Below are 14000 nucleotides of genomic sequence, written 5' to 3' on the forward strand. Positions count from 1 at the left end.
TGCTTTCACTGTGACGGGATCCGGAGCTGTGTCTGACGGTTGGCCAGATCTTCGTCGATTTTCAGGGCAAGGTCAAGGGCCATGGCCGCATTTTTTGCAATGGTGTAGTCTCGCCGTTTTGCTGTGATACCGGCATGAAAATGTAGGATCTCCCGTTTCAGGGGCTCTTCCTTTTCAATGGTGATGACCTTTTTTTCGATACCGTTCTCTCCGTTTTTGAATGCCTTGATGGTGTGTCCGGCAAAGTCCAGGGAGATGTAGTTGTGGTTGAAAAAGACCCGGGTCCTGCGCATTTGCTCTTCGGATATCCGCGAGACCGTGATGTTGGCGATGCAGCCGCCCTTGAAGTGAACCCGGGCATTTGCGATGTCTGCCTTGTCCGTAAGGGCCTTGACCCCGACGCCTTCCACCGAGGCCACCTCGTCGTCTACCAGGTCGAGGATGATGTCCAGGTCATGGATCATGAGGTCCAGTACCACGCTGATGTCTAAAGACCGGTTGGGGAAAGGACCCAGCCGGTGGGACTCAATGAACATGGGGTCGGTGATCATTTTACGGGCCTCGGCGTAGGCCTTGTTGAACCGTTCCACCATGCCCACCATGAGAAAGGCATTTTTCCGTGACGCGGTTTCAAGGAGGTCTTCGGCCTCGACCATGGTGACGGCGATGGGCTTTTCAATGAGGCAGTGCACCCCGTGGTCAAGAAAAAATCTCGCCACCTCGTGGTGATTCACTGTGGGGGTGGCCACGGTCACTGCTTCGACGCCGAGGTCAAGGAGCTCTCTGTAGTCCCGGGTCCAGACGGCCCCGTGGAGGTGTTCCTGACCCGGATGGTGCGGGTCAGCCACCCCCACCAGCTCAAATGCATCCAGTTCGTCATAGATCCGTGCATGGATTTTTCCCAGTTTTCCCACGCCGATCACACCTGCTTTCATACGGTCTCCAAAACAGCGGTCGCCACGCGTCGGATCTGCTCATCGCTGAGATACGGGTGCATGGGCAGGCTGAGGACATGGGCGGCCACCTCATCGCTGACGGGGAGGTGGGCGTCCGGTTGGAGGAAGACCGGCTGGTGGTGCAAGGAGACGGGATAATGAACGGCGGTGGGGATGTCTTGCCGCTTGAGGGCCTGCTGCAGGGCGTTTCGGTCGTCAACGCGGATGGTGAGCTGGGCGTAGACCGAGGTGTTGTGGGAGCGGATCACCGGAGGGACGATGCGGTCATGGGCAAGGGCCTCGGTGTATTGCCTGCCGATGGCCCGGCGTTTTTTAATTTCCTCTGGAAACAGGGGCAGTTTGGCAAGGAGTACCGCTGCCTGGATGCTGTCCAGCCGTCCGTTGATGCCCAGTCGGGGGTGGTGGTAGCGTCGGTCCTGTCCGTGCTCCCGGATTTCCCGCATGCGCGTTGCCAGGACCTCGTCTGAGGTGAAGCAGGCCCCGCCGTCTCCGTAACATCCCAGGGGCTTGGAAGGGAAAAACGAGGTGCAGCCGATGGTGGAGAGGTTGCAGGACTGCTTTCCTTTGTAGGTTGCCCCGAAGCTCTGGGCCGCGTCTTCGATGACAGGGAGCCCGTGGCGCCGGGCAACGTCGTTGATGGTGTCGAAGTCGGCGCATTGCCCGAAGAGGCTGACGGCCATGATGGCCTTTGTTTTTTCCGTTATGGCGGCCTCGATGAGGGCGGGGTCGATGTTGCAGGTGTCGGGCTCGATATCCACGAACACGGGCACGGCGCCCAACAGGGCGATGGTTTCCGCTGTGGCGACAAAGCTGAAGGGCGAGGTGATCACCTCGTCTCCTGGCGAGATGCCCAGGGCCATCATGGCCATGATCAGGGCACCGGTTCCGCTGGCCGCTCCGATGCAGTGCAGGGCACCCGTATATTCTGCGAGGCGGCCTTCCAACTCCCGGACCTCCGGCCCGTTGATGTATTGTCCGTGTTGGAGGACAGCATGGATTCGTTCGTTTACATCCCTTTCAATCTGGTCGTACTGCGCTTTGAGATCGATAAATTGCATGGCGTCTCCTTGGCTTTCTAAGGCGTTGGGGGGCGTCGTCAATTTGGGTGATGCTTTCTCGGCATGTTGCCCCGTCGGTGGGAGGGGTGCCTCCTGACCGATTGTGTCGGTAGCTCAGGTGTTGGTTATTTTGGTTTTGTCGAAGTATCGCTGTTTGCGGTGGTGTGATATGTTTTGTGGTTAGATAATGAGTAAAAAAAATGCGGGAAAATGTCAAAGCTTCTTCTGGTCTCCGGGGTTTTAGAGTCTGGGGGCCTCATGGTGCCGCCGTGCCCTCAATGCGCCGCATCGACGGCATCTGAAGACGGCTTCACCATGTATTTCGAAGGGTTGCCAGGTGTGGCGACCCAAAAGGCACAGCAGTCGAAGCATCCATTGCAGCATGGGGGTTGTCTCCATCCGGGTGTTTTTTTCCTCGGGCTGCCCGGTTTCCGGGTGGCTTATTGAACACCGGCAGGGGAACGGTGTCAATGGCCTATATCTATCTTGGCCGTATTGCCCCGCAATGTCAGGTGTTTCTTTGATGTTGACGCTGTCAACATCGCCGTGTATGCTACCCGACATGATGAAAAATACCACTGAAGAAACCGTAACCTATCATCACGGGAACCTCAGGCACCGGCTCATTGAAGTGGCCCTTGAGACCATTGAAGAGGCGGGGGCTGCCGAGCTGACCCTTCGCGGTATTGCAAAGCGGGCCGGGGTGAGCCATTCGGCCCCCTATCGCCATTTTCCGGATAAAGAGGCCCTTCTTGTGGCCGTGGCCCGGGAGGGGGTTGGCCTCATGCTTTCCGAGATCAAGCTTCGGCTGAAGCGGGCCAAGGGCGATCCCCTGGCGCGGTTTATGGTGTGCGGCCTGTCCTACATCGATTTTGCCATTGCCCACCCAGCCCATTTTCGGGTGATGTTTGCCTCGCCCCGGATGGGGGTGCCCGTGCCCGAGGACTTGAAGCCGGAGTCCACGCCTTTTTTCCACCTGTTCATCGATGAGATCACCGAGTGCTGGAAGCTGGGGCTTCTCAAGGGGGAGAGCCCGCACGCCATCGCCCTTTCCGCGTGGTCCATCGTCCATGGGTTTTCACTTCTCGTCATCGACGGGCATCTCCAGGGAGGAGCCCTGGACGAAGGCTCCCAGGAGTCCATGAAGCGGGGGCTGCTGTACGCTTTTTATTCGGGGGTTCGCGGTGAGGCCGGCCCTGAGGTGGTGCCGCCCGCCCCACGGGGGTAACGGGTCGGTTTGTGACGGACCCTGAGGCGCCTGCACGTGTCAATAAGGCTGCTTCGGCAACGCAGAGATGATAACAGGCAACACAAGATTGAGGGAGGAGAGTATGGCTGAGACGATTTACAGGCGGTTGCAACAGGTGCTGGATACCCTGCCCAACGGGTTTCCGGCCGCGGACGACGGGGTGGAGATCAAGATTCTTAAGCGGATCTTCACCGAGGAGGAGGCGGAGATTTTCTGCGACCTGCGTCTGACCTACGAAACCGCCGAGCAGATCGCCGAGCGGTCGGGTCGTTCCCTGGAAGGGCTCGACGACAAGCTCAAGACCATGTGGGGGAAAGGCCAGGTCTTCGGCATCGATTTCGGCGGTGTCCATGTCTTTCGCATGGCCCCCTGGATCTTCGGGATCTACGAGTTCCAGCTCAAGGGCCTCGACCGGGAGCTGGCGGAGATCTGCAAGGCATACGAGACCTGCTTTGCCGAGCAGTTTTTTACCCACGATCCCCCCATGATGCATGTGGTGCCCGTGGAAGAGGAGCTGGGCAGCGACAGCCAGGCGCTTCCCTTTGATCAGGTTTCGGCCATTATCGAAAAGGGAAAGTCCTTTGCCGTAACCGAGTGCATTTGTAAGACAGAGCAAGGGCTCATGGACAACCCCTGCACCAAGCCCACAGAGGTGTGTCTCTCCATTGCACCGGTTCCCGGTTTTTTCGACAACCATCCCTTGAAGCTGCGCCCCATTTCAAAGGAGGAGGCCTACGGTGTTCTGAAAATGTCCGAAGAGGCCGGGTTGGTCCATATGACCAACAATTTCGAGAAGGGGCATTTTTACATCTGCAACTGCTGCGGTTGCTGCTGCGGGGTTTTAAGGGCCAAAAACGAGCTGGGGCTGACCAACGCCGTCCATTGCAATTACACGGCGGTGATAGACGAGGAGGCGTGTGTGGGTTGCGGCCTCTGCGCCGATGAACGCTGCCAGGTTTCCGCCATAGAGGAGGCGGATGGCGGATACCGGGTTTTAGAGGACGTGTGCATCGGCTGCGGCCTGTGTATCTCCACCTGTCCGACCGAGGCTGTGTCCCTGGTACGAAAGCCTGAATCGAGTCTTGTGGCGCCTCCGAAAAATGAGGCGGAGTGGTATGCCAGGCGAGGGGAAAACCGGGGGGTTGATTTCTCGTCTTTTGCCTGATGGGCTCATCTTTGGAAGGGGGGGCACCAAACGGAGCGCCCACGGTGTTGCCGTGGGCGTTTTGTGATTGTTTTGACCCGGTGGGTTTCCCATGACGTATCCGGGTGCCCCAACCCGGATATTTCACGAGTCGAGTGCACCCATTTTTATGTTGGGGTCAGCCTTCGCCGGGAAAGTTCAGGGTGAGCTGTTCCTGCTTTTTATCTTTTTTGACTTTGATTTTCAATTCCATGCTGTTTCCGCGAAACCCAAGGGCCAGGGCGGTTTTTCCCTTGTCTTCTTCAATGTGGGTAATGGCCCTTACCATATCGAGGATGCGCGTGCCGGTCTCTTGTCCCGGGGTGGGCAGGGGCGTGGTTCTGTAGGTGGCTTTGACTTCCACCGTCCCTGAAGCCTCCTGCGTCAGGCTGATTTTTTCCGCGTTGCTGTTGACGCCGTGGAGAACGGCCAGGGCGATCCATTTCAGGGCGGTCTCTTCGGTTGCCGGTTCCCGGCTAAGGGTGGACATCTCTTTCAAGGGGTCGGTCTCCGCATAGCAATCGCAGAGCTCCTGAACCTTCAGGTGGGGGTTGGCGGACTCTTTCATGGTGTCTCCAGATTAGTGGGTTGGCGGGCGGGGCGGTGAGGATGGTCTGCGGGGACGGGGCCCGATGCGGGGTGATGGCCTATGTTATGGTTAAAACTGATTTTATCATACTTGACTACGGGGTCAATAGGCCGAAGGCCTCCGGGCCTGTCCCGGCAGCATGGTGGCGGTGCAAGAGGAAATGCCTTGGAACGGATTTTGTGAGCGGATAAGGCGCTTGACACTGTTTTTTCGGTATGATACCGTGATTAAGATAAGCTATTTTTTAATAAAATCATGGTGTTGCATTAAACACGTCATTGCCTACTCACCTCCAGGAGATGCCGATTATGACCGATTCCACTAGTAAAATCCCCATGGATAAAACACCTCCGGATGCATTGGACGACCATTGGTTGGAAGACGATGACGAACCCATTGAGCTGACGGAGCTTGCCGGCGAGAACGGGGACGTTCCCAAGGACGGCGACCGTGGAGTGAATGGTGACGATGGATCTGTTGACGCCATGGAGGTGGACTCGGAGGACGAGGAGGATATACTCGAACTCACCGAGGAATTCAGGCTGGATGATACTGGCATGCCGCAGGAGGGTGCTTCCTCTGACTCCGGTGAAGAGGCTTCTGATCTCGGCGAGGAGACCATTGACCTGACGGAGATGGCAGGCCTTGTGGAAGAGCCCCTGGAAGGTCAGGCGCCGGACCTCGGCGAGGAAACCATTGATCTGACGGAAATGGCGGGCCTTCTGGAAGAGGTGCGGGACGGCCAGGCCCCTGACCTTGGCGAGGAGACCATCGATTTAACGGAGATGGCGGTTCTTGTGGAAGAAATCCCGGAAGAGCAGCTCCCTGACCTTGGTGAAGAGACCCTTGATTTGACGGAAATGGCAGGCCTCACCGAAGACGTTCAGGTTAAGGCGTCACCTGAGTCCGAAGAGGACGTCATAGACTTAACGGATATGGCGAGCCTTGTGGATGGGACTTCTGAAGAGGCCGCTCCGGATCGTGGGGACGAGACCATTGATCTGACGGAAATTTCGTCCCTCCTTGAAGAGGACCCTGTTTCCCAAGGGGAAGAGGTTACCGAATTCGGAGGCGAGAGTCTGGATCTCTCCTTCAGCCTGGACGATCTGGATACGTCGCAGCGCAGTGACGTGGTGGAGGCGGACGCCGCCCTGGATGTCGCAAGCGGCGATGACGATGGCTTTGTGGATATCGACCTGCTTCTTGCCGACAGCGAGGATGGGGACGGCGGGATGGACTCCATGGCCGATGAAGGGCTGTTGGGCGAGCTTCCCGATGAAACCGTTGTCCTGCCCGTGGATGATGACCCCTTTGTCGAAAAGACCGTGGTTTTACCCGTGGATGACGAGCCTCTGCTGGACCTGGGAATGCCCCTGGACGGGGAGGGCGCTGCCTCGGAGGACGGGCTGCTGGATGCGCTTTCCGAAGAGACCGTGGTTCTCAGTGACGACGAACCCCTTCTGGATCTCGGCATGCCCCTGGAAGAAGATCCGTCTGCAGCTGAAGAGGCCCCGGCAGGGGACGGGTTGCTGGGCGATCTCCCCGATGAAACCGTGATGCTGGCCGACGACGAGGACCCCCTTCTGGACCTCGGGATGCCCCTGGATGAGGAGCCTGCCGCTGCAACCGGTGACCGGGAGGGCGGCGGGGTGCTGGATCTTTCGGATCTGGTGGATGAACAGGGGCGTCGAGCCCAGGAGGCTGAAAAGCCCGAGAGGCGCCCTCCGGGTTTTCCTGAGGGGACCTTTGACCTGGCCGGGATCAACGACGACCCAACCGTGGATCGCGGAGATGAGCAGGTTCCGGTTTCCATGGCCGGATTGGCCGATATCCCCGAGGAGCAGCTTGAGCGGGTGGTGGAGCGTGTGATCAGGACCATGTTCAAAGAGCGGATCGAAGAGCTGATTGTCGATGCCATCGGCAAAAACCTCTCGGAAGATATTGAGAAAATGAAAAAGATGATCCGGGAAAATTTTTCCTGATTTCCCTGGGTCGTTAATAAATGGTTGCAAGAAGACTGGAGATTATTTAATAATTTCCAGTTTTTCTTTTTGGGTGGTTTCGCAGGCGTGGCCCGGCTGCTGAAATCGTCGAAGGAAATAGTGCGTGGTTCCGACACCTTGGGGCAGAATGCCCCGGTGCCTGCACCCTTGAACATACAGGCAGGGTGCCCTTGCTCGTCTTGAGCAGACATGAAGGGTGCGCGCCCATCAACATATGAGGTTTGAATATGAGTGGAGAATTGCTGGCAAAGGGGTATGAGCCCCATGAAGTAGAGAAACGCTGCTATGCGTCCTGGATCGAGCAGGGGCTCTTTTCAGCGGAGGAGACAAGCGACAAAAAGCCTTATTCCATCGTGATCCCTCCCCCCAACGTCACCGGTGTGCTCCACATGGGCCATGCGTTGAACAACACCCTGCAGGATCTCCTTTGCCGCTACCGGCGCCTCAAAGGGGACAACGTCCTCTGGATGCCCGGCACCGACCACGCAGGCATCGCCACCCAGAACGTCGTGGAAAAGAAGCTGGCCGCCGAGGGCAAGACCCGTCAGGATGTGGGCCGGGAGGCGTTCATCGACGAAGTGTGGAAGTGGAAAGAAGAGTCCGGCAACGCCATTTTCAAGCAGCTCAAGCGCATGGGTGCATCCTGCGACTGGGATCGTCAGCGCTTTACCATGGACGATGGGCTCTCCGAGGCCGTTCGCAAGGTGTTTGTGGACCTTTACAAAAAAGGGCTCATCTACCGCGGCAACTACATCATCAACTGGTGCCCCCGCTGCAACACCGCCCTGGCGGACCTTGAGGTGGAACACGAAGATAAGCCAGGTAAGCTCTATCATATCAAGTACCCCTTTGCCGACGGCTCCGGTCACTTTGTCGTTGCCACCACCCGTCCCGAGACGATGTTCGGCGACACCGCCGTGGCCGTGAACCCCGAGGACGATCGCTACAAAGGCATCACCGCCACCCACGTGAAGCTTCCCCTCACGGACCGCGAGATTCCCATCATCCGTGACGAGTACGTGGACCTGGAGTTCGGCACCGGTGCCCTTAAGGTCACCCCCGCCCACGACCCCAACGACTTTGAGCTGGGCAAAAAGCACGACCTTGAATTTCTCAAGGTGATGACCGACGAAGGGATCATGAACGACGGCGCCGGTGCCTTTGAAGGGCTCACCCGCGAAGCGTGCCGGGAAGCTGCTGTCAAGGCCCTGGATGAGCAGGGATACCTTGTGAAGGTTGAGGAGCACCCCCACAGCGTGGGGCACTGCTACCGCTGCAAGACCGTCATCGAGCCCAACCTGTCCCAGCAGTGGTTTGTAAAGGTCAAGCCCCTGGCGGAGAAAGCCATTGCCGCCGTGGAAGACGGGCGAACCCGCATCATCCCCGAGCACTGGACCAAGACTTACTACGAGTGGATGTACAACATCCGCGACTGGTGCATCTCCCGCCAGATCTGGTGGGGTCATCGCATCCCGGTCTGGACCTGCGATGAGTGTGGCATGGACATCGTGGAAGAGACCGATCCCACGGTTTGCCCCGGCTGCGGAAGCTCCAAGCTGACACAGGATTCCGACGTCCTGGACACCTGGTTCAGCTCGGCCCTCTGGCCCTTCTCCACCATGGGGTGGCCCGAGAACACCGATCTCCTCAAGACCTTCTACCCCACGGCGACCCTGGTGACCGGTTTCGACATCCTCTTTTTCTGGGTGGCGCGCATGATGATGATGGGCCTCCACTTCATGGACGAGGTGCCCTTTAAGGATGTCTACATCCACGCCCTGGTCCGCGACGAAGAGGGCAAGAAGATGAGTAAGTCCAAGGGCAACGTCATCGACCCCCTCACCGTCAGCGACGAGTACGGCACCGACGCCTTCCGCTTTACCCTCACCGCCTTTGCGGCCCAGGGACGCGACGTGAAGATGTCCCTGGCGCGGGTGGAAGGCTACCGACACTTCATCAACAAGATCTGGAACGCGGCCCGCTTCTCCTTCATGCATCTGGAGAAACCCTACACCGAGATCGACTACGCCAACATCAGCCTTGCCGATCGCTGGATCCTTGCACGACTTGCCGAGACCACGGCCAAGGTGGAAGAGGCCATTGACACCTACAAGTTCAACGAAGCGGCTGCCGCCCTCTACAGCTTTGTGTGGCACAGCTTTTGCGACTGGTATCTGGAGGCCTCCAAGCCCGCCCTTTACGGCAAGATGGGTGATGCGGCCATGGAGTCCACCCGCTCTGTGCTCTATCGGGTTCTCCATGACACCCTGATTCTCCTGCACCCCATCATTCCTTTTGTCTCCGAGGAGATCTACAGCAAGCTTCCCGGGACCGAAGGCTCCATCATGAAGGCATCCTGGCCCGTATGCGACGAGTTTGCCGCCCATGGTGCCGATGCCGTGGCCGAAAAGGAGATGGAATCCGTCATTGCTGTGATTTCCGGTCTCCGAAACATCCGGTCCGAGATGAACATCGCTCCCTCCCTGGAGCTCACCGTGGAAGTCCAGGCCGAGACCGAAGAGATGGCGGCCCTGGTGAACCGCGAGAAGAGCACCATCATGACCCTGTCCCGCCTGGCGGCCTGTGAGGTGAAGCTCACCGGCGAGCGTCCCAAGGGCGTGGGAACAGCCATTGTGGAAGGCGCGGCCGTCTATGTGTTTCTGGAAGGGGTCGTGGATTTCGACCGGGAGATTGAGCGTCTGGAAAAGAGCATTGCCAAAAGCGAGAAAGCAGTGGCCGGTCTCGAAGGCAAGCTGAGCAACCAGGGCTTTATCTCCAAGGCTCCTGCCGATGTGGTGGCCAAGTTTCAGGCCCAGCATGACGAAGCCAAGGACAAGCTGAGCAAGCTGGAGTTCACCCTTGCCAAGCTCAAGGAAGTTCAGAGCAACTAAGGCATACACGTTATAACAGGGTCCGGGGCGCATGCCGTCCCGGGCCCGCTTTTTTCGATCCATCCGCCTTCCTTATATCTTGGGGTGCGCCTTTGATGCGCGGCCCGACGCAAAGCCACACTACCAGGGACAGCAACATGACCATGATGACAGAGCAATTGATTCGACTGGCCCTTGCCGAGGATATCGGCACCGGAGATATCACCACGGATTTTTTGATCCCGGAACATGAGACGGGCCAGGGAGTTCTGGTGGCCAAAGAGCGACTGCTGGTCGCGGGAACTGCCACGGCAGCGGCCTGTTTTACCGAGCTTGACCCCCACTGCCGTGTTGAGGTGGTGGCCGGTGACGGAAGCTGGGTCGACAAAGGCGATGTGATCCTGAAGGTGGCGGGGACATTAAGGGCCCTTCTGAAAGGCGAGCGCACAGCGCTCAATTTTCTGCAGCGCCTCTCAGGCATCGCCACCCATGTGAGCCGATACGCCGAGATGGTCGAGGGGCTTCCCGTGCGGCTGGTGGATACCCGGAAGACCACCCCGGGCTGGCGGGTACTTGAAAAGGAAGCGGTTCGCGTGGGCGGTGCCTTTAACCATCGCATGGCCCTTTACGACGGGGTCATGATCAAGGACAACCACATCGCTGTGTCCGGGGGGATCCGGGCCGCCGTGGAAAAGGTACGACGATCCATCTCCCATCTGGTCAAGGTGGAGGTGGAGGTGACCAATTTTGAGGAACTTCACGAGGCCTTGAGTGCAGGAGCCGATGTGATCATGCTGGATAACATGGCCATGGAAGACGTGAAAAAAGCGGTGGCCCTTGTGGACGGGCGAGCCATGACCGAAGTCTCCGGCAACATCACGGAGGCAAACCTTCGCGCTTACGCCGAGTCCGGTGTGGATGTCGTTTCTTCAGGGGCGTTGACCCACCAGGCCCGTTCCGTGGATATCAGCATGAGGATGTAGGCACGTGTTATTTTAGCGCCGTGCCGCGATGACTTACAAAACCTCTTCGGTGTGATCGGAAGGGGTTTTTTTATGTCCGGCGCCTGGTGGCCGGCAAGAAGGGTGGCGCCGGAGGGGATTGTCTTGCTCACCTCTGCCGGTCTTTGGGTAACTATCTGCGATGAAATTCGCGAAAAAGTTATACAATATGAAGTAATTTTTAAGGATTTATCCTTTTTTCGGAATAAGATGACCCGCATCTCGTGAAGCCTGTGAGATGATAAATCAACGGATTTTCTCGCCTGTCCTGAAATGGTTTAATACTTTGCTGAACGCCTGGGAGAAAAAATGCTGTGAAGCTTGTGGTATGGCGTTAGGTATTGTGACATGTGTTTCATCCCTTATAAATGAATGAGTTAAACATGCGAGGTAAATCGTGTTCAATGTTTATTGAGAAATGAATTAGGCAATAAAATACTTGACCATGTTAGGATTTCTAATTATCATCTTTGCCTGTGGGTTGTTAAACTATTAACGGGAAAGGTTTGGAGATTCGTCAATGGCAGCAGGATACGATCTTGAAAGCGCTTTTTCGCATGTGATTGAAACCATGCGCGGTGATTTTGTTCCGAGAGTTCATTACAACAAACTTCAACGACAAGTAGACAGGCTTGAAGACCAGATGAGGATCCTGAGTCGCCAGCTTGCCCGGGTGGAGAGAAAACTACCCGGAGGTGGGCGGCGAAAGGGTACGGCGGCGGCCTCGAAAGAGAAAAGCAAGCCGACCAAGCGGACGTACAGAGCAGATTATCTTAAAATGATGGAGCTGCTCCAGAGTAACCCGGACAAGGAGTTTACCTTGAAAGAGCTCATTGACGGGACAGGTTTTAATGAGAAAAAAGTCCGCAACATGGTGTTTATCTACAGCCGGGAAAAATTCGGCTACGTTCAGGTCATCCGACGGGGAGTCTACAAAGCCGGTAAACCGGTGGTGGCATCCACGGATGAAAAAGCATTTCCAAAGGAGTTGTTAAAAGAAGAGCCGGCAGTTGAGGTGGAGGAGTAGAAGGGGGCCGTTTGGTTGACGGCCTCTCCACAGGTTTTTTTGTCCGGTTGGAACATCGTGCGGCGTGCGGCTTTTTCTCTAAGCTGCACGCCGTTTTTTTTTATGGGCCGTTGACCCCGCAGGCGGGCTTGGGTATGACTCGGCCATGAACGATCAAACAGGTTTCTATTCTGTCAGTGACATGGAGGCCGGGACAACGGCATTTTCCCGGCCGGGGCTTTATGCGAAAGGGGCACCCGTGGATGACGAGCCGCTGCTGACCGAGGCAGACATTGTGTACATGGACGATGCGGTGGTGGCGGTGAACAAGCCCTGCGGCATGCTGGTACACCGGAGCAATCTGGACAGGCGCTCTCCCACGGTCATGCGGGAACTCAGGCGCCTTACCGGGAAAATGGTGTGGCCTGTCCACCGGCTGGATCGCCCCACTTCGGGCCTGCTGCTCATGGCCTTCAGCCCGGAGTTGGCAGCTATTCTTAACGAGGGGTTTCGGTATCACCGTGTGCAAAAGGAGTACCTTGCCGTTGTGCGGGGCTACGCCGAGGACCAGGGCACCGTGGACCATCCGGTGAAAAACAGCCGGGGAAACCCGAAGCCCGCGGTGAGCCGTTACCGGCGCCTGGCCACGGTGGAACTTCCCATTCCGGTGGGGCGCTACGAGACGGTCCGGTACAGCCTGGTAAAGGTGGCCCTCGAAACCGGGAGATACCACCAGATCCGGCAGCATTTTCACCACCTCTCTCATCCCATTGTCGGCGATACGGTTTACGGGGACGGGCGGCACAACCGCCTCTTTCGTGAAAACCTGGCCTGCCGGAGGCTCCTTCTTTTTTCTGTTTCCTTAACCTTTCCCCATCCTGTGGACGGTCGGCTTCTTTCGTTAAGCTGCGGGCTGGGGGATCAGGAGAGGGCTCTTTTTGAAGACTTCGGCTGGGCAGCTGAGGTTCCGGAGACGTGTTGCGGTGACGATCTGAAAGGAGGCAATGATGAAAATCGGTATAGTCGGCCTGCCCCAGAGCGGCAAGATGACCCTTTTTGAAACATTGACGGGCAACCAGAGGCGGGAGGGGGTACCGCTGACCAAGGCCGTGCCCGGGTCTGCCGATATCCTGGATGCACGCTTCAATGCCCTGGTCTCCATGTACGACCCGGCTAAAGAGGCCAGGGCACGCATGGACCTGATGCTCCTGCCGAAGATGGAACACGAGACCATCGCAAAGGGAGACATTTTTCGGGACATCGCCGATGTGGATGCCATCTGCCATGTGGTGAGGGCCTTTGACGACGAATCCGTCTACCACGTGGACGGATCGGTGGACCCTGTCAGGGACATGGACATGGTCAATGCGGAGCTTTTGCTCCACGACCAGATCTTTGTGGAAAAACGGGTGGAACGCCTGGAAAAATCCCTGAAGAAGATCAAGGATGAGGCCCAGCAGCGGGAGCTGGCCCTGATGCATCGCATGCTGACGCACCTGGAGGGGGAGCGCCCTTTGCGGATGATGGCCATGGACGCCGATGACGAGGCCTTGATCCGCAGCTACCCACTTATCACGCGCAAGGAGATGGTGCTGGCCCTGAACATCGCCGAAGACGATATCGGCAAGGCCCCTATGCCGGAGGAGATTACGGCCCGGTGTAACGATGTGCAGATGAAGGCCATGCAGGTCTCTGCCAAGGTGGAGTCTGAGATCGCCATGCTGGATACCGAGGAGGAGAAACGGGAGTTCATGGACGACCTCGGCATCGGCGACATGGCCTTGGAGACCCTGACACGGCTCTGTCTGGAAGCCCTTGGCCTGATCTCCTTTTTTACCGTGGGCAAAGACGAGGTGCGCCAGTGGCTGGTGCGGAAAAATTCCCCGGCCCCGGTGGCCGCCGGAGTGATCCATTCGGACCTTCAGCGCGGGTTTATCCGGGCAGAGGTGATGACGTATGACGAGCTGATGGCATACGGTGACGAAGCCGCCTTGAAAAAAGCGGGGAAGATGAACCTCAACGGAAAAGAGTACATCGTGGAGGACGGGGATATCCTGAATATCCGTTTTAAGGTGTGAGGGGGCA

General features: G+C 57.5%; 11 protein-coding genes. 8 read left to right on the top strand and 3 right to left on the bottom strand.

What is annotated here, in order from left to right; all coding sequences use genetic code 11:
- Positions 1-5: 5 nt before the first annotated feature.
- Together ACOYW0_RS23080 and ACOYW0_RS23085 are read right to left on the bottom strand one after the other, a co-directional pair.
- Positions 6-935 carry a Gfo/Idh/MocA family protein gene (locus ACOYW0_RS23080; protein ID WP_482416091.1) on the bottom strand — a complete coding sequence of 310 codons (930 nt, stop codon included), beginning with the start codon at positions 933-935 and terminating at the stop codon, positions 6-8.
- Positions 932-2014 (bottom strand): DegT/DnrJ/EryC1/StrS family aminotransferase, encoded by a 1083-nt coding sequence (locus tag ACOYW0_RS23085; protein ID WP_482416092.1) that lies wholly within the window; start codon positions 2012-2014, stop codon positions 932-934. Before ACOYW0_RS23085 ends, ACOYW0_RS23080 begins: the two co-directional genes overlap by 4 nt.
- A 562-nt stretch (positions 2015-2576) precedes the next feature.
- Between ACOYW0_RS23085 and ACOYW0_RS23090 the strand changes: the two genes are divergently transcribed.
- Together ACOYW0_RS23090 and ACOYW0_RS23095 are read left to right on the top strand one after the other, a co-directional pair.
- Positions 2577-3242 carry a TetR/AcrR family transcriptional regulator gene (locus tag ACOYW0_RS23090; RefSeq protein ID WP_482416093.1) on the top strand — a complete coding sequence of 222 codons (666 nt, stop codon included), beginning with the start codon at positions 2577-2579 and terminating at the stop codon, positions 3240-3242.
- 103 nt (positions 3243-3345) lie between these two features.
- Complete coding sequence (locus ACOYW0_RS23095) at positions 3346-4428, top strand: 4Fe-4S dicluster-binding protein (RefSeq protein WP_482416094.1); 1083 nt, start codon at positions 3346-3348, stop codon at positions 4426-4428.
- A gap of 157 nt (positions 4429-4585) precedes the next feature.
- Here the strand turns inward: ACOYW0_RS23095 and ACOYW0_RS23100 are convergent, their stop codons facing one another.
- Positions 4586-5014, bottom strand: a complete 429-nt coding sequence (locus tag ACOYW0_RS23100; protein WP_482416095.1) for a hypothetical protein — start codon at positions 5012-5014, stop codon at positions 4586-4588.
- A gap of 329 nt (positions 5015-5343) precedes the next feature.
- On the opposite strand from ACOYW0_RS23100, the gene ACOYW0_RS23105 reads away from it, so the two are divergent.
- The 6 genes from ACOYW0_RS23105 to ychF all read left to right on the top strand — a co-directional run bounded on the left by ACOYW0_RS23105 (position 5344) and on the right by ychF (position 13993).
- On the top strand, positions 5344-7017 hold the full coding sequence (locus ACOYW0_RS23105; RefSeq protein WP_482416096.1) for a hypothetical protein: 1674 nt from the start codon (positions 5344-5346) through the stop codon (positions 7015-7017).
- A gap of 248 nt (positions 7018-7265) precedes the next feature.
- Positions 7266-9929 carry a valine--tRNA ligase gene (locus ACOYW0_RS23110; protein ID WP_482416097.1) on the top strand — a complete coding sequence of 888 codons (2664 nt, stop codon included), beginning with the start codon at positions 7266-7268 and terminating at the stop codon, positions 9927-9929.
- A gap of 137 nt (positions 9930-10066) precedes the next feature.
- Complete coding sequence (gene nadC, locus ACOYW0_RS23115; RefSeq protein WP_482416098.1) at positions 10067-10891, top strand: carboxylating nicotinate-nucleotide diphosphorylase; 825 nt, start codon at positions 10067-10069, stop codon at positions 10889-10891.
- A gap of 538 nt (positions 10892-11429) precedes the next feature.
- Positions 11430-11936, top strand: coding sequence for a hypothetical protein (locus ACOYW0_RS23120; protein WP_482416099.1), 507 nt, complete (start codon positions 11430-11432; stop codon positions 11934-11936).
- Between the two features lie 145 nt (positions 11937-12081).
- Positions 12082-12975: a pseudouridine synthase gene (locus tag ACOYW0_RS23125; protein WP_482416100.1), complete on the top strand. Its 894-nt coding sequence runs from the start codon at positions 12082-12084 to the stop codon at positions 12973-12975.
- Positions 12920-13993: a redox-regulated ATPase YchF gene (gene ychF / locus ACOYW0_RS23130; protein WP_482416101.1), complete on the top strand. Its 1074-nt coding sequence runs from the start codon at positions 12920-12922 to the stop codon at positions 13991-13993. Before ACOYW0_RS23125 ends, ychF begins: the two co-directional genes overlap by 56 nt.
- The last annotated feature ends 7 nt before the right edge of the window (positions 13994-14000 follow it).

Source organism: Desulfoluna sp. HI9BLuna (assembly GCF_056829775.1).